Consider the following 25,036-nt stretch of genomic DNA (forward strand, 5'->3'; position numbering starts at 1 on the left):
CAATTCAGAAAAAGGTAAACAAAAAGGACATATTTTGACAGGGAGTTTTCTTGTTAACGGAAAATCATCAGCGCTCGGTTACCGTGTCGGAGGACAAATTACAAATAACCTTTCTTGCTTTTTACCAGTGGGGTTGTCTTAATACAACGTTGTTTTCGTAAAGATTGTTGTTAAAATCCTAAAGCCGATTTTAACGTAATAAAACGCCAGTTTGCAGGTCGGTACTAAGTTTGCATGCTCTTTTCTCATAAAAAGAGTCAACTTTTCGAAAAAAATAGGTCTTGAAATCCTAATCTGTATTCAAAAGCAACAGAGTTTGAGAAAAGAGCCTAATGAAAACAGCCGCTGAGTCAGCGGCTGTTTTCATTTTGCCTTTATGGTTGTTTTCAAACGATCCCTATCTAAAAGGGCACTTTTCAAATTTACCCGTAATAAAGTTACACAACTATTCAAATGTCACCTCAAGGATTGGTGTCTCTCCTTTTTCGACATTACCTTCTGTTAAAACCTTCAAAGAGGCAGCTTGATCTGTGTTGGTTATAATGACTGGTGTTATCGTACTCTTTGCCTTTTCGCTGATAATCCCCATATCAAAGGTCACTAGCTTTTCCCCAGCCTTCACAGTATCACCTTGTTTCACATGAGTTTCGAAGCCTTCTCCCTTGAGAGAAACAGTCTCCAACCCAATATGAATCAATACTTCTGCTCCGTTTTTCGCCCTGATTCCGACCGCGTGCTTAGTCGGGAACACCTGCATGATTTCACCATCGATCGGCGATACGACAACTCCCTCTGACGGTTCAATTGCCAATCCGTCCCCCATCATTTTTTCAGAAAAAACAGGATCCGGAACTGCACTTAAATTTACTGCATTCCCCGTAATTGGTGCTAACAGCTGGATTGTTTTTATAGGTTCTTCTTTTTTCCCGAATAGCTTTTTAAACATATGAATCATTCCTTCCATTCTTAGAGCTATGATTAATCCTGGAACAGCTTAAGGTATTCTCCATACCCTTCCTCTTCCATTTTTTCCTTCGGAACAAACCTCAATGCAGCCGAATTTATGCAATATCGCAAGCCATTCTCTCCAGGACCGTCATCAAACACGTGGCCCAAATGAGAATCTGCTGTTTTGCTCCGCACTTCAGTCCTGACCATAAAATGGCTCATGTCTTGTTTTTCAATTATTTCTTCATCCATGATCGGCTTAGTGAAACTTGGCCAGCCGCATCCGGCATCATATTTATCCCTGGAACTAAATAATGGTTTGCCTGAGATAACATCAACATATATTCCCTCTCTTAGGTCATTCCAGTATTCGTTCCTGAACGGTGGTTCTGTCCTGTTATTTTGCGTAACCTCATACTGCATCGGATTCAGTTTTTTCTTTAACTCCTCTGAATCTTTTTTCATCATTTCTTTTCCCCCCAATGATTCCTGATAAAAGCTGAACGTCCTGAACCAACATGATAAGCATTATATCTCTCTGGATTTTTCTTATAGTAATGCTGATGGTATGTCTCTGCAGGATAAAATGGTTTGGCTGGCAGAATTGGAGTTACGATTGGCTTCTTAAATACCCCGCTTTCCCCAAGCTTCTTTTTCGATTCTTCAGCTAACAGTCTTTGCTCTTCATTTTGATAAAAAATCGCAGTTTGGTATGACTGCCCCCTGTCATAAAATTGACCTCCGGGATCGGTTGGATCAATTTGCTGCCAGTAGAGCTGCAGCAGCTTTTCATATGGAAAGATAGCTGGATCGAATGTAATTTGTACTGCTTCATAATGACCGGTTGTCTCGCTGCAAACCTGCTCATATGTAGGATTCTCAGTCGTGCCTCCAGTATAGCCGGAAACAACGCTGACAATCCCCGGCTGCTCATCAAACGGCTTGACCATGCACCAGAAGCAGCCTCCGGCAAATGTCGCCTGCTCATGATTACCTTTTTCCATAGTGACACCTCTTCTTTCATGCTTTGGTTAGAATGAAAAACTCTACTCAAATACTTATTCCCCATTGTATAACTTTTCAAGCAAAAAACACATTGAGAACCCTTAAACAGTAACAGCCCCTTCTCTGGAAGGGGCTGTTCATTATTTCCGTTTGTACTTTGCATTGTGGCGGACTTCCTTACTGATGTTTTTCCAGTGCTTCTTTTCATCAGCCTGCGCCTTTTTATCCAGCTTCCTGTCAATATAAGCAAGTTCTTTTTGCAGCTTTTTATAGCTCACAAGCCTGTTTTCATCAAGAAGGCCATTGCTGATCGCTGACCATACTGCACAGCCTGGTTCGTTCTTATGACTGCAATCACGAAATTTGCATCCATCCGCATATTGCTGAATATCCGCGAAGCTCTCGATGATCCCTTCCTCGCTTGACCATAGCTGAATTTCCCTCATTCCTGGTGTGTCAATTAGTATCGCTCCTCCGGGAAGCAGAACCATTTCCCGATGAGTCGTAGTATGCTTGCCCTTATCATCGCTTTCCCTTATCTCCTGGACCAGCTGCTTTTCAAATCCTGTGAAGTAATTGACAAGGCTGGACTTGCCGACTCCTGACGATCCAATTAAGGCCACTGTTTTACCTGGCGCAAGATAGGGTTGAATTTCCTCGGTCCCCGTTCCCTCTAGAACGCTCACTGCAATTACAGGTACCCCGATAGCTACTGATGAAACTTGATCCATCTTTACTTTTAAATCTGTCACTAAATCGGCTTTGCTCAAAATGATGACTGGGTTTGAACCACTTTCCCAGGCAAGCAGCAGGTATCGCTCAATCCTTCTCAGGTTCAAATCATCATTGAGCGAATTTACGATGAACACTGTATCAACATTCGCTGCGACAATTTGCTCCTCGGTAACCTGACCAGCAGCCTTTCTGGAAAATTTGCTTTTACGCGGCAAGATCCCCTTGATTATGCCTCGCATTTCCCCTGGAGAAGTTTGCACGGCAACCCAGTCACCAACTGCCGGCAGGTCTTCACGTCCCATTGCATCAAATGTTAATTTGCCAGCTAGAGTGCACAAATATTCTCCATCTTCTAGCCATACCCTGTAACTATGCTTATGCTCTAATGCTACTCTGCCGAGCTTGAATCCATTAGGATAATATTCATTAAAATGGCTGCTCAATTCAGCCGTCATACCGATATTTTCAAAGTTCTTCAATTCATTTTTCCTCCATCATGCATATTAGTAAAATAAAAAACCACAGGCACGCACAGCCCGTGGTTCTTAAGCATGGAGAAAAAGACAAATAGTCGTTAAATCCGCTTAGGTTAAGGGGCCGTGCAACAAGTAACCGACATCATCAATACATTTAACTTCCTGCTCATTGCACTCCACCTGCCTCTCGTTAAGTTATTTATAGTATATGGAAAAACATTCCTCATGTAAAGATTTAATTCAAATTTTTATATATAGCCAATGAAGCTGTCTCGCACCTATTGCGCCCAATTTGCATATTTTACATTTGAGCATTCAATAAAATTAGGAGTGAGGGGTATGTCCATTAGGAACCAGAATGATTACCTGCATAAAGCGGCCATGTATGATTTATTGGCAAATTATTATAAATACCTAGACCCAAATAGACATGTCATGTATTACCACAAGCACTTGCGTAATTTAAATAAGGCAGTCCAGTTAATGCGCTCTTATACTGTACCGGCCGGTCAATCGAACACATTACCATCCATGGTGCGTTTTTTGCACGCTTCCCCGGAATTAAAGGACGTCGATATTTATGTGAATGGCAGCAGAGTGCTCCGTGACTTTAGTTATAAAACGAACAGCAGCCACATGCAGCTTCAGCCAGGCAAATATCAGGTCGACATCTATCCTGCAGGAGATAGCGTTTCTACAGTAATCAGCAAAAAGATTACGGTCGAACCAGGGCGGATTTATACAGCAGCCATTGCCGGGCCAGCCAATAAGTTAAGGCTGCTAATATTTGAAGACAACCAGCAAACACCGGTAGGAGAAACAAAAGCCAGATTTATCCACCTTTCTCCGGACGCGCCTGCTGTAGATATCACAGGGAAAAATGGAGATGTAATATTCCCGAACGTATCTTATAAACAGGCAACGACCTATTTGGCCCTGAATCCAATGACCGTTACGTTAGAAGCAAAAGTTGCCGGTACTAAAAATACGGTTGTTACAATCCCCGATGTCAAACTGGAGCCAAACAATGCCTACACAATCATCGCGGTGGGCACTGCTAAAGGTGAACCTCCAATAGAAGTAATTTTATTGCAAGGATAATGAGGCCGGTCGCCCGGCCTGATTTCTTTTTGCAAACTGGCCATTTCCACTTCTGATCTGTTCCAACCTTTTCTGGCTATACCATACCTACTAGCCCATACCTTGAGAAGCAGAACAAATAAAAAGAAGGCACCCTAAAGAGCACCTTCTTAATCTGCTGGAACTAGCAGGGTAAATTTAATGTTGTCCTTTTTCAAATCAAATTCATTTACACGGACCTTGATATCACTTTTCAGCTTCAGCCTCTGCATCGATACGTATACTCTTTCTTCCTTTGGCTGGATATTTACAGCATCCGGCAAATCATAGCTGTCACGGACAAATTTAAGTACCGTTGATACTGGAAGATTGAGTTTCCCCACTGAAATTGATCTCTGGTTTAAAATTAAATCACCATTCTTCAATGCTTGCGGTTCAAAGGTCAGCTTCAATTCCAGCTCTTGGCTGAAGAGTGGAAGCGTCCCATATAATTCTACTTCATCTGTCAGCAAAACTTGATAATCAATCTGACTATTTTTCACTTCTTCTTCTAAGTAATGATTGATGACTCTGTTTAAATCACGTTTGTTTGTCGAAACATTAAAAGCAACATCATCCGTTCCAGAGCCATTCGTCCCTGGCTCTAATTTTGTTTCCTCTACTGGAGAAGCTATGAGGAACCAAATCAACAGGATGGCTGCAGCAATGACACCCAAAAGAATAAAAAAGCCGATTTTCCATTTATTTTTTATCATTAATCTTTATAACTCCTCTTCCCATTCTTATAACCTTAGTTAGAAATCGAGTCAATGACCTTTTCATCAAGGATTTCATAAATCCGATCAGCAATTAATTGGTATCCACGGTCATTTGGGTGAAAATAATCAGTGTATAATAGATTTTCTTCATTATTAAGGAAAATATCATGAATGTCGACAAAGTATGCATTCCCGTCCTGCTTGACTATTGAAAGGCTTTGACCGTTCCACTCATCCACTATTAAATTCATTTCCTTGACATCAGCAAACCAATTGTAAAATGGATTGTATAGCCCGACTAAAACGATCGGAGCTTCTTGATTTTGGTTTCGAATTGACAAGAAAATTTCCTGCAGCTGCTCTGCGAACAATTTTTGTTCTGTTTGAAAATGATTTAGCTTAAGACTTGAAAAATTCTCTTTGACAACCTTCATTAAATCATTGCCGCCGATCGTTAATATGATCAGGTCAGCTTCTTCAATAGAAGATTGGACATTTTTGTTTTTCAGTCTTTCCAGAAGCTGGTCGGTCCGGTTCCCTCTTACACCAAAATTTTCGAAGTTTGCATTCTTAATTGTCTTTTCATTTTCAAGCTGCTGTGCAAGATATGGGATATATCCGCCTGTATTCGTACTGTCCCCTACACCCTGTGTGAGTGAGTCCCCCGCAGCAACAATATGCAAATCCTTCGGAAAAAATGAAGTCGGCAATGCTTCCTTGATTTCCACTCCTGTTTCCTTGACCTTATTGAAGTTCCCTTTTTGCAAACTTTCAAACTGACTGCAGGATCCTAATATCATGACCATTGCCAGTACTACATAAAGTAAGGTGAATTTCTTCAACAATATTAATCACCTACCTTTAAAAGTATAATCATTATAACATTTAATGCCTTTACAGGCGTTACTCACGCATTATTTGCAGTCTTTATCCTAGTCGGCCGACTTAACAACGTATTTTGAAGGTCCGAATGTTTATTTACTTTGTTCAAATGGGAGACACTTATTCCTCGACTCAAAAAAACAGGCCACAAATGCGGCCTATTGGAGTGCTTTAATATCTTCAATTATTTGTTCAAAAGGAACATCCTTCAATCCGGTATAATATTTCCTCATATCCCCGTTTTGATCGACAAGATAAAAATCCGTACCATGAATCACCTGATCTCCTGTCTCCGGTTTCTTGACAAGAGTCTTAAAGTTTTCAAGCGCGAATTTTTCTATTTCCTCTTGTGTATAACCTGTAAGGAACGCCCAGTTTTTGAAATCAACATTGAACTTCTTTCCATACTCCTTAAGTGCCTCAGGATTGTCCACTGCAGGATCTACACTAAAAGAAACAATCTCCACGTCCTTAAGCCCTTCTTCTTTAATCATATCCTGAAGCTTCGACATATTTGCCGTCATTGGCGGGCACACATCCGCACAATTCGTGAAAATAAAGCTCGCCATCCAGACTTTTCCTTCTAAATCAGCTTTGCTTACTGGTTCACCATCTTGATTCGTGAAAGTAAAATCCTCGATAGGATAGTTTTTCGCATCCTTTAATCCGCTGTTTCCACAGCCCGCAGCCACAATGACTAATGCTGCAAGCATGAGTAGCGTAAAAACCTTTTTCAAAATCATCACCTGCAATCTTTCGAATAATGTCCATAGACAATTCTAGCAGACGCATTTGAGAGAAGAAAGAAAAAGATATGAAAGAAGTGTGAAATTATCATCATTTACCCTGTGCCATTATGGACTTGAGAATTTTTCATCGTAGTGAAGAAATCTTTAATGAAATCTGTATAACTAAAGTTAACAGCTACCCTATGGACTGGATATTCAGCCTTATCAATTGAGTTCCTGAAATCTCCGATGCTTTGACCAAATGCCTCTCCTTTGTTCACGACAATTTTAACAGGAATTTCGCGCGAAACCACTTGGTCTTCATTTACTAACGCCCATAATGTAAGAACATCGTGGAGAGGGGCACCAGTCAATTCTGGATTCCGCTTCTTATAAAACTTGTAGTAATAATCGAACATTGGCTTCACCAGCTTTCCTACTTCACTACCTATAGCCTGGTAATGTGCATCTAACTCATCGATCAATGCTGGCGTCACGATCGCTCCACTTGTCACATTTAGCGGAATGATATTCACAGGTGGTTTCGCTTGTGTCAATACAATATTCGCTGCATATGGATCTCCATAAAAATTCGCTTCAGCCACTGGGGTAACATTTCCAGGTTCATTGAATGCACCGCCCATAATGTAAAAATCCTTTACTTTTTTCATGGTTTCAGGATAGAGTATGAAAGCAGCGGCAAGCGATGATAGCCTGCCTACATTCACTATAATGATTTCATCCGGATTTTTTTCGATGATTTCCTGGATGCCATGGAAGTTTTCAAGAGTGTAATCCACATCAATATCAGGGATGATTGGCCCGAGTCCTTCAATGCCGTGGACGTCAGGTACATATTCAGGAGTATCTCCTGTCAATGGCAGTTCAGCACCTGCAAAAGCTGGAACATCAGGTCTACCTGTAAGCTTTTGCAAATAAGCGGCATTTCGAAGGGCATCTTGTTTTGAAACATTGCCGTAATCGGCAACAACACCAACCAAATCTATTTCCTTGTTAAAAAACGTATATAATACAGCAATATTGTCATCTATCCCAAAATCACTAAAGAAAAGCACTTTTTTCATCAAGTCCGGGCACCTCCTTTTTAAATTATATTGAGGCCTTTGAAAATAATGGCAATAAAAATAAAAAGCCCTGAATTTTACTCAGGGCTTTCCGTAAATAATGGGACCATTATCTCAAAAGTGGTACCTTCTCCTTTTATGCTTGATACCTTTATCTGTCCTTTCATCCTTTCAACAATCTGGTAACAAACCATCAGCCCCATGCCTGTTCCACGTTCTTTCAACGAATAAAAAGGTGTACCAAGTCTTGAAAGCTCCTCCGAAGTCATGCCAATGCCTGTATCCTCGATGATAAATACACCGAACTCGCCTTTCTTTTCCAGTGTCATGCTAAGCTTTCCACCATCACCCATCGCCTCAATGCCATTTTTCAAGATATTGATGAGCACTTGTTTTAATTCACTTTTACTGCCTCTGATTTTAACCTGATCCTTAATTTCAGAATGAAGAGAAATGTTTTTTGACATCATGGCGTAAGAACTCATCAAATCCATTACCTGCTCCAACATGTCACTGCCATCGATGATCACTAGTTTTCCAACATCAGGTTTTGCCAGACTCAAATAGTCATTTATGATTGTTTCCGCCCTGTTCAATTCTTCAATCATAAGTTTTAAATACATATGATCCTCTTCAGACATCTCTTTAGAAAGGAAAATTTGCAGAAAACCTTTCACAACAGTCATAGGATTCCTGATTTCATGGGCAACAGAGGCAGCCAGCTGGCCTATCGCGTTCATTTTCTCGGCACGCTGAAGCTCCTGCTGAAGTTTTGTACGTTCAAATATATCCTCCATAGTGTTGATCGCTTCCTCTAACAAAAGCGACTCCTTATCCTCCAGGGATGTTTGGCCCAGTTGCTTTGATGCTGCTGATACCCTCTCAAATAGTTGGGAGAGCTGGGAAGCCATCTCATTGAATTTTTCACTCAATAAACTTAACTCTGATTGATCATGTACTGGCAGCTTGACGGTGAAATTTCCAGAACTGATTTCCTTTATGCCAAAAAACAAGTCATCCACTGGTTTCATGACCTTACTAAGGCCCCAATGCAGGATTACATAAACAACAGCCAGGATGGCCGCCATCTCTAATAATAACAGCATGAGTATTTCCATTTGATTTTCCTTGATTATGGATGCCTTTGCATCTATCCCAAGAATGGCCACCACATTTCCACTGTTATCAGTAATTGGGGCGAAGGATGAGATCCAAGAGCCATATTGATCAGTGAATACATCCGTACTCGTTATCATCTTCTTTTCCCGACTATTACGAAATGCACTGATAAACTCTTCGCCTGCATCATAGAACATCAGGGAATTGAAAGAGTATTCCTGATAAATATCTGACGCAGACAAAATGTAAACTTTCTGATTTGGATATTCTTCAGGAAGTATGACATAAGCTCCAAGAAATGATGCACTTTTGTCTCCTACCATGGTCAAAAGCTTCTCAAGCCGCCTGATTGAAGGATTTGACTCATCACGGAACTCATCAGCACTTCTAATATCATCAGGGTCAACTGTAGATGACCAAATTCCTGCGACTCCTTCAACCTTGTCAGCCATTTGGGTTTTCAATTGTTTTGACTGGAGATAGAAACTCGTACCCATTGTCGATACGACTACAACCGTTGTGATCATAAATGAGAACATTAGTATCTTTTTGAATAATGGCAGGTTCTTTACATTTAGCTTCATATTTTCATTGTCACATTCCGTTCTATGCTAAAGTGAATAATTGAAAATATTCGACATAAACCTTTAAATATCCTGTATTTTTAAAAAACTTTGGCTAGTTAAAAAGGATCAAAAAAGTCCTGAAATTTTACACTTCAGGACTTGAACGATATTTCATATTGAGCTATTCAAAGTAATACATGAACCCAATAGCGCCAGGGCCCGTGTGGGTACTTACAATTGGAGTCGTTTCTTCGATAATAAAGTCATCATATCCAGAGGTTTCATAAACGGCTTCCTTTATTTTCTGTGCAAGGTCTTCTCCTTCTGCATGAACAAGCCCTACCCCTTTAATGGTTTTCCCTTCAGTATCTGCGGCAAATTGGTTTCTAAGATACTTTACGACTTGAGAATGACTTCTTGCTTTAGAAACAGGAGTATATTCTCCACCTTCGAGAGAGGCGATCGGTTTTATATTCAATAACGAGCCGATTATCGCTTTTCCTTTGCCAATCCGTCCGCCCTTGACCAGATTCTCAAGGGTATCAACGACGACAAAAAGGCGGGTCTGTTCTCTTATCTCATCTAGCCTTGCTACTATGTCTTCAGCTGATTTACCGTCAGCGGCCATCTGGGCAGCCTCAAGAACCTGGAACGCTAAACCTTTTGAAATAAAGCGGGAATCCACCACATTCACCTTTGCACTTGTCATCTGTGCGGCACTTTCAGCAGAACGCACTGTACCGCTCATACCGCCTGTCATATGTATTGAAATGATTTCATAACCGTCAGCGGCAAGCTCGTCATATACCTTCAAGAATTCCCCGGCAGGCGGCTGCGAGCTCTTTGGCAATTCTGAAGAAGCTTTCATTTTTTCCATGAATTCTTTTGGAGTGATATCAACTCTATCTAAATAATTTTCACCATTAATAGAAATAGATAAAGGGACTACGATAATCCCCCATTTTTCAATGAGTTCATCATTCAAGTCACAAGTAGAATCAGTTACAATCTTGATTTTAGCCATAAATTCACATCCCTATCAAAACACTAGACTATCACCATTATACCTATTCTGAAATGCAAATAAAAATATTTACATTCATTCTTGATATTTGTCTTAGAATGCGAGGAATTCTGTAAAATAGAAATATATCATGATTGGTTAGGCCAAAGATTAACCCTGTAAAAAGAACAAAAGCGCCTTTGTCGAGGCGCTTCAAAAATGAATCATCAGGCGTTATTTTTCAATTCAGCCGATTTGAATAACTGCTCATAATCCGGCCACTTCATAACTCTTTTTAAATACTCTTTAAAAGAATAAAACTTTTTTGCGTTTCTTTCCTGATAGATCGCTGTTATAAAAGTTTGCAAACGGACTTGGATCATAAAATAATAGGTGCTCTCTTCTTCCAACACAGGAATATCCACGACTTTAACCTTCTGTCCAACAACATTTTTGAACTCTAGGCTTTTGAATAACAAAATATCAATCCTCTTTTATACCCGTTTGAATATATTATACCCTAAATCCTGGTCGAAATGTGTCTGTTTACGCGGATATTAATATTTTTTTTATGATTTTTGGGATTTCTGATAAGGCTTTAATCCTCATGATTTTCTAACATACACTAAAGAACATCATGAAAAGATTCTTTTTTTTTGTAAAAAAAACGTGTGGAAATTCCACACGTTTGAATGACTGTTTTTACCTGTTAAGAATCTTGCTGCATCTCTTTTATTACAAGGATGTTTCCTCGTCGCTCTCCTCGTTCATATCCCCGTATTGCTCTTGCCATTCTTTTTCCTTCTTGAGCTTCCGTCTGTAAACAAATTTGGATAAGTTCACGCTGATTTCATACAAAACCAGGAGCGGAATCGTAACCAGTATATCTGACATGAAATCAGGCGGTGAAATGATAACTGAAATCACAATCAATATAAAGTAAGCATACTTTCTGACCTTAACCAGGACGTAAGGATTAATGACTCCGAGGGAAGTCAAAAACATGACGACAACCGGTAATTCGAACAGTACTCCAAATGGGAGGGTCATATTCATGATGAACTTGAAATACTTTTCCGCCGTAAAGTTCGTTACAAGCATATCCCCGCTAAGTTCAACGAGGAAGTTCAAAACTGTCGGGAAAATCACAAAGTAGCCAAAAGCAAGACCAACGATGAATAGTAGGAATAACGCCGGGATATACGAAAGTGATATTTTCCTTTCAATCGGCCTGAGTGCTGGTTTGACAAAAAGCCAAATCTGTGTGGCCAATACCGGAATCGTACCAGCAATCGCGATGATGGTGGCAAGCATGAAGTAAATCCATACGATATCACTTGGACCTAAGACTATTAACTTTACGTCCAAATCCCGGACAAAAAAGTTATATATATCTTTAACATAGAAGAAGCCTATGCCAAAGAAAACAATGAATGCTACAGCTGAGATGATCAGCCTTTTCCGCAGCTCATCGAGGTGATCCACAAGATTTAATTCTTTATCGTCCATATAACAATCCCCTGCCAATTCCGTTTGGTGCATTTCTTTAATAAAGCCTGTCATTTACAAGCCTTTAAGAAAAAAGGTGTAAGACAAAAGCATCTTACACCTTATTTAGTAACTTTCGTAATTTCCTTCTTTTCTTCTTCGAAATCTTCCATGACGTCGCTTGTCAATTCACGAGTTGACTTCTTGAATTCACGAAGCGTCTGTCCAAATGCACGCCCGATTTCTGGAAGCTTCTTTGGTCCAAAGATAATTAGGGCTAACACAAGGATTAAGATTAATCCAGGAACTCCGATGTTTGATAACATATCAACATCTCCTTTTTCATATTGTAAATCTACTATGATTATAGTACTTTTACTCCTCAAAGTGGAGGAATGCAGTGAAAGTTCATAAGAAATTCACAAAGGAAACCGTAATCTAACTAAGTGTAACATTTCTTATTTTATAACATCTATCCTTAATTATCTATTATTAATATTATACCAGTAAATTAAACAACTGATTATCCTTATTCAATTCCATGAAGGCGAAACCCTTATTCTCCATGCTGGCAATCAGTCTCTTGTAATCATGCTTACTCTTCAATTCGATTCCGACAAGAGCGGGCCCGCTTTCTTTATTATTCTTCTTTGTGTACTCAAACCTGGTGATGTCATCCCCCGTCCCCAGTACATCATCAAGGAATTCGCGTAACGCACCTGCACGCTGTGGGAAATTGACAATAAAGTAATGCAGCAAACCTTCATGAAGCAGTGATCTTTCCTTAATCTCCTGCATCCTGCTGATATCATTATTGCCGCCGCTTACGACACATACAACAGACTTGCCTTTTATCTCATCACCGAGAAGATCCAGGGCTGCAATTGGCAAAGCTCCTGCCGGCTCGGTTACAATTGCATGCTCATTGTATAGCTCAAGAATAGATGAACACACTTTCCCTTCAGGAACCGCAACTAGTCTATCGACATTCTCCTTACAAATTTCATATGTCTTACTGCCAACACATTTTACAGCGGCACCATCTACGAATGTATCGATTTCCTTTAGGGGAATAACACTATTTTGATCAAAAGCAGCACTCATGGATGCTGCACCGCTAGGCTCAACTCCAATTAGCCTAGTAGATGGTGATACGCTTTTTACATATGTACCTAATCCTGCCATCAAGCCGCCGCCGCCAATACTAGCGATGATGTAGTCGACAGAATCCTGACAATCATTCAAAATCTCCACCGCAACGGTCCCTTGTCCGGCAATAACTTTTTCATCATCGAATGGGTGGATGAATTCCCTTGCTTCTTCTTCAGCACATTGCTGCGCCTCCCGATAAGAATCATCGAAGGTATCCCCGATCAGGATGATCTCAACAAACTCTCGCCCGAACATTTCGACCTGGCTGATTTTTTGGCCAGGAGTTGTGGCCGGCATAAAAATCTTCCCGTTCACTCCGAGCTGCCGGCATGCATATGCTACACCTTGAGCATGATTTCCTGCACTAGCACATACCACTCCATTATCAAGCCCTTTTTCCCACAATAACTTCATTGAATAATAAGCGCCCCGCAACTTGAATGAGCGCACATGCTGTAAATCCTCGCGTTTCAGGTAAATATCAGCTTCATATTTTTCAGATAAACGTTGGTTCAATTGCAATGGGGTATGGGCAACAACCTCTTTAAGATGCCGATAGGCAATCAGGATATCCTCTACACTCACCCATTTTTTCTTCACTGTTTCTTGTTCCATTTTGTCACCCTCACTTTGCAAAATATTAATTTTTCCATTATAACATGGAATGTCATTATGTATTGAATTTTTTAAATATTTAAAATTTTAGGCTTTTATGTTGAATAAAATGGTAGTAAAATAACATATAATAACGAAAATAAGCTGGAGGGAATGAGAAATGGAATTTTTATTAAACAGTTATGACGGGGCTTTGCCGGTAGAGGTTACACTTGATGAAGACAATGGCCGCTACATGATTCGCAAAAGTGATACAAGCGGAGAGTACTTCAATAGTCCGCTGGAAATGGTCAGATGGATTCGCGACAATTTTAAACCAGATGATTTTTGCATCCCTGCAGAATTCACCCAAATGATGAATAGCCTTGCACATTTCGAATAACAACTCCATAACATCTTCCAGCCACTTTTCAAAAATGAACAGCCCTTGCGACAAGCAGGGGCTGTTGACATTTAAAGGATGATTTATGAGGCGATCCTTTTTGCATTCCGGGATTGGATGATCGTATCCCTTATTTCTTCAGCAAGGGAAATCAATTCTTTATCCTTATATTGCCGGCTGTATACCGGGGGACTTATAATCACTTTTATTTTAGCAGGTTTGATAAGACGGCCGTTCTTCTCAAATACATCAGCGGTACCCTGGATGGAAACCGGCACGATCGGAACACCAGAATCTTTCGCTAGGCGGAAACCTCCTGCTTTAAAAAGACCTACAGGGCCACCCTTGCTCCTAGTCCCTTCCGGAAAAATCACAAGTGAATTTCCTCTCTTTAAAAGTTCTACTCCTGATATAATTGAGCCGGCAGCTTTTTCACGATTCTTCCGGTCAATAAAGACACAATCAATGGCTTCCATCCAGGAAGATAAGACAGGGACCTTCTTCACTTCAATTTTCGAAATGAAGCCGAAAGGTTTTCCAATGGCACCTATAAGAACAGGTATGTCAAAATTACCCTCATGGTTACTGGCAAACAAAACCGGACCTTCAGGTATATGATGAAGTCCTTCTACCTCTACCTGTGATCCTGTCAGTGCCATGAATGTTTTTGCCCAATTTTTTGGCGTCTTATGAATCAGTTGCTTCTTAACATTTGGATCTAAATTTTTCGGCAATCTATTTATCCTCGAAAGCCTGGGTATGGTGTAAACAAGATAGCCACCCATATACAAAAAACAAGCGATTAATCGAAGCATTGTTTCCTCCTAAGGTTATTCTGTTGTCATTATAATGGATTAGATCAATCAAGACTATATACTTCAATGAATTTATTAAAGATCACTTCGGATAATTTATTGATTTAATGTCTCGAATGTTCGAAATTCAAAAAAATGTGATAACTGCATCATGAAAAAAGCAGTCCAATTCTGGACTGCTTTGACATTACTTCCGCTTATAAATCAAAAACTCATAATCATAAGGATTTTTTTCATTCTTCAGTCCGATTTCCCTGGATTCGAGCTCCCACTTTTCTATGTCGAAAACTGGAAAAAATGTGTCTCCTTCAAACCGATGATGAATCATTGTTAAATAAAGCTTGTCTGCCTCTGGTAGCACTTCCTTAAAAATCTCCGCGCCGCCGATGACGAAAATCTCTTCAGAGTTATTCCCAGCAGCATAGTCTAACATTTCCTCAATTGAATGCATCACTGTGCAGCCCTCTGGATCGTAATTTCCATCACGAGTAATGACGATATTTTCTCTGCCTGGGAGAGGCTTACCGATTGAATCATATGTCTTCCTTCCCATGGCAATCGGATGTCCCATCGTCACACGCTTGAAGAACTTCAGGTCCTCCGGAAGCCTCCATGGGAGCTGGTTATGGTATCCTATGACTCGGTTTTCATCCATTGCCCAAATTAGTGATATCATACACTGACAACCCCTTTGATATGCGGATGCGCTTCATAATTAACCAACTCAAAGTCTTCATATTTAAAATCAAATATTGATTTGACTTCAGGGTTGATTTTCATTTGCGGCAATGGCTTAGGATCCCGAGTAAGCTGCAGTTGAACCTGCTCTATGTGGTTCGAGTAAATATGGGTATCCCCGAAAGTATGAACGAATTCCCCAGGCTCAAGATCACAGACATGAGCGACCATCAAGGTCAGCAGAGCATAGGAAGCGATGTTAAATGGCACGCCCAAAAACACATCAGCCGACCTCTGGTACAACTGGCAGGAAAGCTTGCCATCAGCTACATAAAACTGAAACATGCAATGACATGGAGGCAAGGCCATTTTATCGATTTCAGCTACATTCCAGGCATTGACAATCATCCTTCTCGAATCAGGATTGGTTTTAATTGTGTGAATCAATTCGGAAATCTGGTCTACCGTTTCTCCATTTGCACCTGTCCATGACCGCCATTGACTGCCATATACCGGACCCAGTTCTCCTTTTTCATCTGCCCACTCATTCCAGATGCGTACCCCATTTTCCTGCAGATATTTCACATTAGTATCGCCATTCAGGAACCATAGTAGTTCATGGATGATTGATCTCAAGTGGAGTTTTTTGGTTGTTAGCAGCGGAAATCCATCCTGGAGGTTAAAGCGCATTTGATAGCCGAAAGTACTGATAGTGCCAGTACCTGTCCGATCCTCTTTTTTCACACCAGTATTCAAGACATGCTCGCAAAGTTCTAGATATTGTTTCATGAATTTCCCTGCCCTTCAAAACGTTCGATTTCTTTTTCTTATTTTAGCAAATAAATCAACAATGGTGGAAGGATATATCCTTATTTTGAATTCTTTTATTACTTTGCTATGGGATTCCGTATTTCCTGCAAGAATGCAATATAATATCAAAAAAGGCCTACTTGAGGCCTTCGATATATTGATAGGTTTGCGGTGCAGCTTCCTTAAGCAGTTTGGCCGGCAGTCCGCCAATATAGAACATCGCAAAGCTTTCGGCAAAGTATTCCTCAGGATATTCAAGGAAATAGTCACGGCCTGGGAAGAGCAGCCGGCTTTCATGCTTCCAGATTTTCAAAAATCTATCTTCATGCCTGATTCCGTCATAAACATGGCGGTCAAGAGAATGTGCGAGTTCATGCAATTCGAGGTTTACCGATCCATGGCCCTTCCCTTTCTCACTGCTGCCAATTTTCACAAGGACAACGCGTGATCCCCCTATACCAGGGACCTGGTCCCAAGTCCGCTTTGAAACATAACCTCGAGGGATGATTCCTTTTAAATGACTGGCAGTTGGATTGTCAGTAAGGTTTCCTTCAAATAACTTCACTTTAATATTATGATTGATTGCTTTCTTAATAATCGATTCCGGCAGGAGGCTGAGCCGACTGATGATTCTAGCTGCTTCCAGCTGGTCGAAGTCATCCTCTGGAAGGACCACTAACTTTCCGGCAATACTTGCAGATACCGTATCCAGGGATTCGTAAAGCAATGATTGCTTAGGATATTCATATAAAAAGATGCCGTCCATATTGGCATTGGAACTTCCAAGGAGCATGAAGGAAAGTACGATAACAACGAATATTTGAAAAATCTTTCGCATTTATTATCCCCTTTCCAGAAGTATATTTTTCGAAGATGCAGCAAGGGTTGATGGAATGTAATTTACCGAGGGAAATTGTCTATAGTATTCTATTAAATTATAACATATGATCGCTTGCCTGCCGGCTGAGAAATTCAGGAAGATGCCAAAGAATCTGTATATTGGCAGTTAAAAAAAACTCATCCAATTCAATATTTGGATGAGTTTTTTTGACACAGCTATTGCTTACTATTCTTATATTTTTTATGTAGCTCTTGCAAGCTTTGCTTGCCTTCTTCACGCAAGCGCTTGTTTTCTTCCTCAATAGCCTTTGTTTCCTTCATCCCCTTAAGGATAATATGAAAGCATTCTTCAATCGTCTCAATCTTGATGCCAGGTGTACCTGATAGTCGGGCAATATCAACACTTTGTCCGGCAATGTTCTTGGCACTCCTGATCATCACTTCATTCGTGCGCCGGTCTAGCTCTTTCATTGATTCTGCCACCAACTTTTGTCTTTTTGCAGCAACAGCCTGTATTAAGCCATTCTTAAAAATTGGAATGGTCGTTACAAATGCCGAGTTTATTTTGCCAATCAGCTTGGCGTTTCCTCGCTGAAGCAGCTTTATTTGAGGTGCAGTCTGCAGTGCGACCACTTTCGCCATTCCAAGGTCATAGATTCTTTGTTCAAGAAGCTCAACTGCATTGCGAAGTGAATCTAGTTCCATTGATGACATTTGATCACTATTCAATGCGTCTTGTTCAAGTTGCGGAAGCTTTGTTGTTTTCAATTCATTCAGCTTCAGTTCTGCAGCCACCACATATTTTTCAAGGGTCAGGTAATATTGATGGTTCTGTTCATACATGCGTTCAAGCATGGACGTCATCTCTGTCATCTCACTCTGGTATTTTGAGATTTTCACATATACCTGTTCTATTTCCTTTCCCATAGACTGGTATTTGCTATAGAGCCTATCAAGCATCTTTTCGCTTCTCTTGAATAGCCTGCTAATCAGTCCACCAGAAGCTTTTTCAAAATCCTTTTTATCAAACCGATCCATGATCTTGCCTAGCTGCTTGAGTAACTGTCCTGAATCCTCTACATTGTTCGTCCGCATTACGGCCAGGATTTGATCAGAGAAGCGGGAAACTTCAACAGCTGGTTCCTTGCCGTAATCTAGAATTTTGATGATATCGTGTTCATCAATGCTTCGTGCCAGACTCTGCACCTCAGGCTCATTCCTCAATGCCAACTTTATATCAGAAACCGTCGCTCTACTCAACTGTTCCTCAAAATTTTCAATTGAAGAGCTGGCATTTTGATCATGAATAGGATTCATCAACTTAATCTCTCCTTAGGATTTTTAAGATGCCTTGAAAAATCACTTTTTTAAATGCGGGAGGTTCCTTTAGCTCTTGTTCAAATACAACATCCTCCAGCCAGTGGGATACGAATGCGCCCTTTGTCGATGAATTTTTCTATGTCATTGTGGCCAGCTGGGTTATAAATCACCAAATCAACACCTAATTGATTTAATAACAGCAGGAGAGCAGCATCTGGCCTCGTCAGCGATCCATTGAGTTGATTATTAAAAACGAACAACTTAGGCACGTATTGGGAGTAATCGAATTTCTGCAGCATTTTTAAAATAAATTCCGGTATCTGCATTGCCTGGTTGAACAAATATACCTTTACATCATCCTCTTTTTCACTGTTCAGAGGCTTCAGTTGCGGTCTAGCACATATATTTCTGATTGCTGAAGCAATGCCTTTTTGAAGGCCAGAAGGCAGGTGCTTATACTTCCAATAACTGGAACCTACCATCTTTTCCGGATTGAGCAGTCCGCCATTGTCCAAAGACTTACGATAATGAAATCGGAAGTCATTGTTTGTACCTGGAGAAAATGGCAAACTTTTAACGAGATAGGTATTTTCCTGCAAAATTAATCCATGAAGGCGGTTCCAATACTCACGACGATTACTTGTGACGCCATTAATTTTTGCAAACAAGGAAGGAATTTGAACAATTCTGTTCTCTACTTCGAAATATGGTCTGATCATCGCCTTCTCCCTGGCAACTATAAACAATTCGTCATATGTAGTCTTCAGGGTAATGACATGAGGTACATAATCTCTCAGCTGCCATGGTTTATAAAAAATCGAGCCCTCATAGTTTAGTAATTTTTCAATTTCCTTAGATGCCCGGTATGCCACTGTAGTGGTCTGCATACTTTTTTCCATTGGAAACGGCATTGGTACACCTGTCTCCGGAAAAATATGGACAAATTTTTTCTCCCTTTTAAGCGCGGTTATGGCTAATACGTCATTTCCCGCCGGCGTGAAAGTAACCAGATCGCACCCAAGTTCAATCAGAAAGTATAACAGGTACTGATGGCTTTTCCTGTAGTTTCCATACCAGAGAAAGGCAGGCATACCCTCCTCAGGGTCTGCTTTCTTTAAATGGTCGTTAAGGTGGTGGAATATCCATCCTATGACATCGTTAAGTACAGTGATGAACTCCTTGCTCGCCAGCCCGTCTTTTTCATTTCTTAAATACAGTTCGACCATTTTAATTGCTGCTTCCCTTATCTGTCTATTTATCAGGGAGTTTTCTGATGTCGGCAGTAAATTTTCTTGATCAAGGAGTGCCACTAATTGTTTGATTGACAAGTGTTGTTCATTGCTAAATTCGGTTATTTTCTGGTTTGATTTTACATGAGGGTGATCCATTGAATTATTCAGTAAAAGATCGCTTAATAAGATTAGTCCATTTGAGTGAACATAGACAAACAATTGGTTATAATACTCAACTTCATCCTGTGGAATGCCTATAAAACTGGCATTGACTTGGCCGATATGTATGATAGCTCCATCTTTTTTGTAAAATAGCCTCTCTCTTGTTGGAGTATTTAACAAATCCAACCAGTTGTCATATGTAACAGGCAATGGATGTATTATTAATTTGTTCATTGGCGAATACATAGAATCACTTCCCGCTGAGGACGATAATCTAAAAATTAATGATTTAAATTGTCTGATTATACTAATTATCATACCATATATAATAAACACCTTTTGGGCTTGTAATAGCAGTACGGACCAGATTATCAAAAGTTTCAAGAAAGTTCATAAATCCTGAATTTCACCTTTATTCTTGTCCATGCATATAGATGAATACTTAAACCTGGAAGGTGAATTCACATGCGATTTATTTTTAAAAGAGAGCCTATTGAAGATTTGCAGTTGGAGTTACGGAAGGTCATCCAGGCTATGTGTTCGGGTCATTTTGTTTTACTTGATCTTTTATTCTATTCACTTATTTTCACCGTCTTAATCATTCCTGCCTCCTCCCCTTTACTCCACTTCACAGGCACCTTTTTACTCATATATGTATCATTTGCCTGCTTATTCTTGTTTGTCAGGAAGACAGTAAGAGTAATCATCGATTATCACGAAAAGTAGGATTTATGTTCGTTTTAGGAAAATAAAAAAAGGAACAGACCTGTATCCGTTCCTAGGTTCCATTATTGGACATTCTTTTGCTGCTCACTTGCTTCAGCCTTTTTCTTGTTCATGTAGTGGACGACAAAAGTTGCCGTAAAAGTAATTAGCAAAAGAATAAAGAAATAAGCATGTTCTATGTGGATGCCAAAGACGCCAGCCAACATTTTTGCGGATATGATAAAAATCAGGATGTAGGCAGTCGTCTCAAGTTCAGGGATCTTTTCAATTAATTTAAGGAATACCCCCGCAACTCCTCGCATCATCAAGACACCCAGCATACCGCCAAGAAGCAGGACCCATACTTCCTCGCTGATGCCCAAAGCCGCCAGGACGCTGTCCACAGAGAATGCGATATCCATCAATTCCACTGCGGCAACCGTACCCCAAAATGTACCAAACAACCGGATCAGCAGGCCGCTCTGATTGATTCCTGCAACTTCCCCGCTATCCTGACTTTCCCCTTTTTTCTTTTCGATAAAGTATTTAATTGCCAGCCAGGCCAGATAACCTGCGCCGAATACTTTCACCCACCAGAACTCGATTAAATAAACACCTATCCCAATTGCGATGAACCTGAAGGCGTATGCGCCCAGTAATCCATAGAATAACGCCCTTTTCCTCTGTTTTTCCGGCAAGTGTTTTACCATCACTGCCAGCACCAGGGCATTATCAGCAGATAAAAGCCCTTCGAGGATGACGAGTGTCCCGATTAGACCCCAGCTGACAGGATCCGTTAAAACCTCGATCCACATATCCCAATTGAAAAACTGGACATAAGTGTCAACAAACCCTTGTAATATGTCTGCCATTCTAGATGTTCCTCCCATTTTTTTGGTTCTTAGGAATTGTATAGAAAAACCCAGCATTAGCCGGGCCTCTATAAAAACTTATTTCGTTTTCCCCAATTTAAGTCCTAAATCTGCCAAAATAAATGAGATTCATGCTTGTTTTATTGTTTTTTTCCGGAGGTGATCCTCAACTTTTCCATTTAGGCGGAGTATTTTTCGCCCAGAAAATTCTCCCAAGTTCGTAATGGGTCTGGAAGCTATCATGATAAGTGTGGTAATGGAAATTAAACCAGAAACCATCCTTCGGCGGCTGGTCCCTTCTGACGTGAAATCGGATTATATCCTTTCCATTATCCCCGATTATATGGAATATTTTTTCAGACTCTCCACCACCAGGTATTTCCGTGATACGGAGAGAATTCAGCTTTTCTCCGGGAAACTGGTAAGCTACCATCTCGATTGCCTTTTCAATGTTTGGTAAAATAGTTTGCCTGAATTCATCCTCAATCACAGGACCAATTTTCCCACCGAATTTCTGGAAAGATTGTTGTTCCGCTTCCATCATTGTCCTGTTTATGAACATTTCCCTCTCCGCTTCCTCATCTAAGGGGACTTCGAGCGAATCAACGAAACTTGTTTCAGCAGCGGTCGATTTTTCAGATCTTTCTGTTGTAGTTGTCAGAAACCCATTAACCTGGGCAGGAGACACCATCCCAAATGTAACCATGGAGATCACGACAACAAGCGATTTGCGCAGCCATGCGGGCATGTGGATCACATCCTTATGTAAATAGGAATAATATCTGTAAAAATATCAATCTGTCTAAGTTAAATATACATGTGTGTAGTAATAATCTGAATTGGTCATAATAAAAAAATATGCTTAGTATTATTATAACTTGTTTATACGTAAAATTGGGCAAAGGGTTTCAGATTTTTCAAAAATGGTAATAAGGAAATATTAGAGGCTTCATGATTTAAGTGAAAAAGGGAGGTCAAAAGTATGGAGTGGGTCGCTGTTGCAGTCAGCCTGATTACGCTTGCTTATTTTGTCTATTTGGCAATTGCTGATTAAATAGGAAATGAAGGGACGGACAGTAATCAGCTCTTTATTGTTTGTCAAGAAAAAATATTTCTCCGGACCATTTCAATAATGGGCGGGTACTTTACATAGAAAAAGGATGAGGTCCAGCCTCATTCTTTTTCTATGACTCCAAAATGGAACTTTGCAGTCTTTCTTCTGTATACTTCGAAGCCAAAATCATCAAAACGGCTGCTTCTGAAATGGTCTTTCAGGACAACACATTCCCTGGCAACACGATATGCTTGTTCAATGACTTCTTGTGAGAGTCCATCGTAAACAGCGAAGTGGGTCAAACCCCTTATTCCGTCTGACTCTAAAATCGATTCATCGAACATCGGATCAAAATAAACACAATCTATGCTGTTGTCTCCTTGTGCCTTGAGGTATTCCAATGAATATCCATGGAGAACTTTTATTTTGCCCATAGCCTTATCAATGGCTTCTATTCCTGAATCCCAAGCTTTAAGTCCAGTTTTGACTAAATATGCGAGCTCCGATCTTGCTTCTATTCCTGTGACAGAACCTGACTCACCTACAACAAAGCTAGCTACGATACTATCCGAACCGAGACCAAGCGAACAGTCAAGAAAACTCAGCCCTTCCTGCAGTTTTGCTGCATCTATGAGGGGATCGCTTTCCCCTTTCATTAATCTTTTGATTCGGAACATAGCGGAATTTGGGTGAAAAAAGAAAGGCTCTGTAGCTCCCAGCGGAAAAAGCTCAAGCCGGTCTTTGCCAACTACCAGGCAGTCATCCTTCACGATTTCCTGGATCGCCGATACTGACCTCTTTTTCCTTGAAACGAAATCCACTTTAAGCTCAAGGGCTATAGCTCTTGCTTTAGCTATCATATCCTCATTGGTCCTGCCTGCTGTTGTCACAAACATGCCTAACACCCCCTGACACTATTCGAATACAAAGAAAAGGACGTCCGTAGACATCCTTTTCGAACTTTTTTAGCATCGCTGTTTAACGTTAAAACTACAATGCTCTTTAGAGTTGTCCATTAATTTTTCCTTTGTTAAAGCCAACAAGTGCCTAGCAATGAGAATCAAAGGCGGATGTTAAGTTATCCATGATTGCTTCCATTGGCTGTCCTTCGATATCATGGCGAGGAATGAAATGAACGACTTCTTTGCCTTTCAACAACGCCATTGAAGGTGATGAAGGCTCAAGACCTGTGAAGTACTCACGCATTTTTGCAGTTGCTTCTTTATCCTGACCAGCAAAAACAGTCACAAGATTGTCTGGCTTCTTCTCAGTGCGTAAGATTGCTTGAGTTGCAGACGGACGAGCAAGACCCGCAGCACAACCACAAACAGAGTTAACTACGACAAGCGTTGTTCCTTCTGCATTTTCCATGAAATTTTCAACTTCATCCGCGGTAAGCAATTCCTTGAAATCCGCACGTGTCAATTCCTCACGCATCGGCTTTACCATTTGTCTCATATATTCTTCATATGCCATTGACATAATAAATCCCTCCCAAACGATAGTTTGCAGTGTTAGCATACTATATTATTTATACCAAACGCAATAAAAGAACGTATCACTCTAGGAATGCACAGGATCCTGGATTGTTTTTCCTTCGAATAGATCTGTTACAGCGCCTTTGGAGGAACAAGATACAAGTCTTGCGTATTTAGCCAATGTCCCTCTCGAAGGAAGTGATGGCGGAGTCCAGCTCTGCCTGCGGGCAGCCAGCTCTTCCTCACTTAAGACAACCGAAATCAGTTTCTGATCACTGTCAACCGTGATCATATCTCCATCTTTTATCAATGCAATAGGACCGCCAACCTGTGCTTCAGGGGCAATATGGCCAATAACCAGCCCATGGCTTCCCCCGGAGAATCTCCCATCTGTAAGCAGTGCAACACTTTCACCAAGGCCTTTACCAACCAGTATCGCTGATAAGCTCAGCATTTCTGGCATTCCTGGTCCGCCTTTTGGTCCCTCATAACGAATCACCAGTACATCTCCAGCGACAATTTCATCAGACATTACTGCTTTGGACGCCGACTCTTCATCATTAAAAACCTTTGCAGGACCAGTCATGGTTTTGACCTTTAAGCCCGACACTTTCGCTACAGCGCCGTCTGGTGCAAGATTACCTTTTAAAACAACTAGCGGCCCGTCCTTTCTAAAAGGCTGTTCCGCAGGTCGGATTACTTTTTGGCCAGGTTTTAAGTCAGGATAATCCTTAAGGTTTTCTTCGAGTGTTTTTCCCGTAACCGTGAGGCAATTGCCGTGCAGCATTCCTTCTTTCAATAAAAGTTTCATTACTGCCGGCACTCCTCCAGCCTCAAAAAGGTCCTGCATCACATATTTGCCGCTTGGCTTCAAGTCCGCTAGATGAGGTACTCTTTCCTGGATTCTGTTGAAATCATCCAGCGTAAGATTGACTTCTGCAGCATGTGCTATGGCCATTAAATGAAGAACGGCATTTGTGGATCCTCCAAGAGCCATTACGACTGTAATCGCATTTTCAAAGGCTTCCTTCGTTAAAATCTGTCTTGG

General features: G+C 40.7%; 28 protein-coding genes. 3 read left to right on the forward strand and 25 right to left on the reverse strand.

Going from position 1 to position 25,036, the window contains the following annotated elements:
• Positions 1–445 precede the first annotated feature (445 nt).
• The 4 genes from ACH0QE_RS01895 to rsgA form a co-directional block, all read right to left on the reverse strand.
• Complete coding sequence (locus ACH0QE_RS01895; protein ID WP_415799049.1) at positions 446–946, reverse strand: PTS sugar transporter subunit IIA; 501 nt, start codon at positions 944–946, stop codon at positions 446–448.
• 32 nt (positions 947–978) lie between these two features.
• Positions 979–1,413: a peptide-methionine (R)-S-oxide reductase MsrB gene (gene msrB, locus ACH0QE_RS01900; protein WP_415799072.1), complete on the reverse strand. Its 435-nt coding sequence runs from the start codon at positions 1,411–1,413 to the stop codon at positions 979–981.
• Positions 1,413–1,952 carry a peptide-methionine (S)-S-oxide reductase MsrA gene (gene msrA / locus ACH0QE_RS01905; protein ID WP_415799050.1) on the reverse strand — a complete coding sequence of 180 codons (540 nt, stop codon included), beginning with the start codon at positions 1,950–1,952 and terminating at the stop codon, positions 1,413–1,415. The genes msrB and msrA overlap by 1 nt, the downstream gene beginning before the upstream one ends.
• Positions 1,953–2,093: 141 nt before the next feature.
• Complete coding sequence (rsgA, locus tag ACH0QE_RS01910; protein WP_415799073.1) at positions 2,094–3,143, reverse strand: ribosome small subunit-dependent GTPase A; 1,050 nt, start codon at positions 3,141–3,143, stop codon at positions 2,094–2,096.
• A gap of 360 nt (positions 3,144–3,503) precedes the next feature.
• On the opposite strand from rsgA, the gene ACH0QE_RS01915 reads away from it, so the two are divergent.
• Complete coding sequence (locus tag ACH0QE_RS01915; RefSeq protein WP_415799051.1) at positions 3,504–4,265, forward strand: DUF4397 domain-containing protein; 762 nt, start codon at positions 3,504–3,506, stop codon at positions 4,263–4,265.
• Positions 4,266–4,414: 149 nt separating this feature from the next.
• On the opposite strand, the gene ACH0QE_RS01920 is transcribed toward ACH0QE_RS01915, so the two are convergent.
• From ACH0QE_RS01920 to ilvA, 10 genes are all read right to left on the reverse strand, one after another.
• Positions 4,415–4,999, reverse strand: coding sequence for a YpmS family protein (locus ACH0QE_RS01920; RefSeq protein ID WP_415799052.1), 585 nt, complete (start codon positions 4,997–4,999; stop codon positions 4,415–4,417).
• A 35-nt stretch (positions 5,000–5,034) separates the two neighbouring features.
• Positions 5,035–5,847, reverse strand: coding sequence for an SGNH/GDSL hydrolase family protein (locus ACH0QE_RS01925; protein ID WP_415799053.1), 813 nt, complete (start codon positions 5,845–5,847; stop codon positions 5,035–5,037).
• A gap of 195 nt (positions 5,848–6,042) precedes the next feature.
• Entirely contained in the window at positions 6,043–6,627 is a 585-nt protein-coding gene (locus ACH0QE_RS01930; protein ID WP_415799054.1) for an SCO family protein, read from the reverse strand.
• A gap of 98 nt (positions 6,628–6,725) precedes the next feature.
• A complete protein-coding gene (locus ACH0QE_RS01935) occupies positions 6,726–7,700 on the reverse strand; it encodes a nucleoside hydrolase (protein WP_415799055.1) in 975 nt (324 codons plus the stop codon).
• Positions 7,701–7,774: 74 nt separating this feature from the next.
• Positions 7,775–9,400 carry an ATP-binding protein gene (locus ACH0QE_RS01940; RefSeq protein ID WP_415799056.1) on the reverse strand — a complete coding sequence of 542 codons (1,626 nt, stop codon included), beginning with the start codon at positions 9,398–9,400 and terminating at the stop codon, positions 7,775–7,777.
• A gap of 163 nt (positions 9,401–9,563) precedes the next feature.
• The gene (locus tag ACH0QE_RS01945; RefSeq protein ID WP_415799057.1) at positions 9,564–10,406 is read right to left on the reverse strand and encodes a DegV family protein; all 843 of its coding nucleotides are present in this window, start codon (positions 10,404–10,406) and stop codon (positions 9,564–9,566) included.
• 206 nt (positions 10,407–10,612) lie between these two features.
• Positions 10,613–10,864 (reverse strand): DUF2535 family protein, encoded by a 252-nt coding sequence (locus tag ACH0QE_RS01950; protein ID WP_023627657.1) that lies wholly within the window; start codon positions 10,862–10,864, stop codon positions 10,613–10,615.
• Between the two features lie 256 nt (positions 10,865–11,120).
• A complete protein-coding gene (tatC, locus tag ACH0QE_RS01955) occupies positions 11,121–11,894 on the reverse strand; it encodes a twin-arginine translocase subunit TatC (protein ID WP_415799058.1) in 774 nt (257 codons plus the stop codon).
• A 101-nt stretch (positions 11,895–11,995) separates the two neighbouring features.
• Positions 11,996–12,199: a twin-arginine translocase TatA/TatE family subunit gene (locus ACH0QE_RS01960; protein ID WP_023627655.1), complete on the reverse strand. Its 204-nt coding sequence runs from the start codon at positions 12,197–12,199 to the stop codon at positions 11,996–11,998.
• Positions 12,200–12,371: 172 nt separating this feature from the next.
• On the reverse strand, positions 12,372–13,640 hold the full coding sequence (ilvA, locus tag ACH0QE_RS01965) for a threonine ammonia-lyase IlvA (RefSeq protein ID WP_415799059.1): 1,269 nt from the start codon (positions 13,638–13,640) through the stop codon (positions 12,372–12,374).
• A 160-nt stretch (positions 13,641–13,800) separates the two neighbouring features.
• Here ilvA and ACH0QE_RS01970 point away from each other — a divergent pair, with 160 nt between their 5' ends.
• Positions 13,801–14,022, forward strand: coding sequence for a hypothetical protein (locus ACH0QE_RS01970; RefSeq protein WP_415799060.1), 222 nt, complete (start codon positions 13,801–13,803; stop codon positions 14,020–14,022).
• 83 nt (positions 14,023–14,105) lie between these two features.
• Here ACH0QE_RS01970 and ACH0QE_RS01975 read toward each other — a convergent pair whose 3' ends face one another.
• From ACH0QE_RS01975 to ACH0QE_RS02000, 6 genes are all read right to left on the reverse strand, one after another.
• Positions 14,106–14,837 carry a lysophospholipid acyltransferase family protein gene (locus tag ACH0QE_RS01975; protein ID WP_415799061.1) on the reverse strand — a complete coding sequence of 244 codons (732 nt, stop codon included), beginning with the start codon at positions 14,835–14,837 and terminating at the stop codon, positions 14,106–14,108.
• A gap of 187 nt (positions 14,838–15,024) precedes the next feature.
• Complete coding sequence (locus ACH0QE_RS01980) at positions 15,025–15,513, reverse strand: dihydrofolate reductase (RefSeq protein WP_415799062.1); 489 nt, start codon at positions 15,511–15,513, stop codon at positions 15,025–15,027.
• Positions 15,510–16,304: a thymidylate synthase gene (locus ACH0QE_RS01985; protein ID WP_415799063.1), complete on the reverse strand. Its 795-nt coding sequence runs from the start codon at positions 16,302–16,304 to the stop codon at positions 15,510–15,512. Before ACH0QE_RS01985 ends, ACH0QE_RS01980 begins: the two co-directional genes overlap by 4 nt.
• Positions 16,305–16,461: 157 nt before the next feature.
• Positions 16,462–17,163, reverse strand: a complete 702-nt coding sequence (locus ACH0QE_RS01990) for an anthrax toxin lethal factor-related metalloendopeptidase (RefSeq protein WP_415799064.1) — start codon at positions 17,161–17,163, stop codon at positions 16,462–16,464.
• A gap of 218 nt (positions 17,164–17,381) precedes the next feature.
• Positions 17,382–18,482 carry a toxic anion resistance protein gene (locus tag ACH0QE_RS01995; RefSeq protein ID WP_415799074.1) on the reverse strand — a complete coding sequence of 367 codons (1,101 nt, stop codon included), beginning with the start codon at positions 18,480–18,482 and terminating at the stop codon, positions 17,382–17,384.
• 80 nt (positions 18,483–18,562) lie between these two features.
• Positions 18,563–20,125, reverse strand: a complete 1,563-nt coding sequence (locus ACH0QE_RS02000; RefSeq protein ID WP_415799065.1) for a YceG family protein — start codon at positions 20,123–20,125, stop codon at positions 18,563–18,565.
• Between the two features lie 219 nt (positions 20,126–20,344).
• Between ACH0QE_RS02000 and ACH0QE_RS02005 the strand changes: the two genes are divergently transcribed.
• Complete coding sequence (locus ACH0QE_RS02005; protein ID WP_415799066.1) at positions 20,345–20,605, forward strand: hypothetical protein; 261 nt, start codon at positions 20,345–20,347, stop codon at positions 20,603–20,605.
• Between the two features lie 62 nt (positions 20,606–20,667).
• Here the strand turns inward: ACH0QE_RS02005 and ACH0QE_RS02010 are convergent, their stop codons facing one another.
• From ACH0QE_RS02010 to ACH0QE_RS02030, 5 genes are all read right to left on the reverse strand, one after another.
• A complete protein-coding gene (locus tag ACH0QE_RS02010; protein WP_415799067.1) occupies positions 20,668–21,456 on the reverse strand; it encodes a TerC family protein in 789 nt (262 codons plus the stop codon).
• A gap of 166 nt (positions 21,457–21,622) precedes the next feature.
• Positions 21,623–22,204, reverse strand: coding sequence for a YpjP family protein (locus ACH0QE_RS02015; RefSeq protein WP_415799068.1), 582 nt, complete (start codon positions 22,202–22,204; stop codon positions 21,623–21,625).
• 425 nt (positions 22,205–22,629) lie between these two features.
• On the reverse strand, positions 22,630–23,406 hold the full coding sequence (locus ACH0QE_RS02020) for a class I SAM-dependent methyltransferase (protein WP_415799069.1): 777 nt from the start codon (positions 23,404–23,406) through the stop codon (positions 22,630–22,632).
• 151 nt (positions 23,407–23,557) lie between these two features.
• Complete coding sequence (locus ACH0QE_RS02025; protein WP_415799070.1) at positions 23,558–23,992, reverse strand: BrxA/BrxB family bacilliredoxin; 435 nt, start codon at positions 23,990–23,992, stop codon at positions 23,558–23,560.
• 81 nt (positions 23,993–24,073) lie between these two features.
• The coding region (locus ACH0QE_RS02030; RefSeq protein WP_415799071.1) for a dihydroxy-acid dehydratase at positions 24,074–25,036 on the reverse strand (963 nt) is incomplete at its 5' end.

Source organism: Mesobacillus sp. (assembly GCF_047739415.1).
Taxonomy (GTDB): domain Bacteria; phylum Bacillota; class Bacilli; order Bacillales; family Cytobacillaceae; genus Mesobacillus.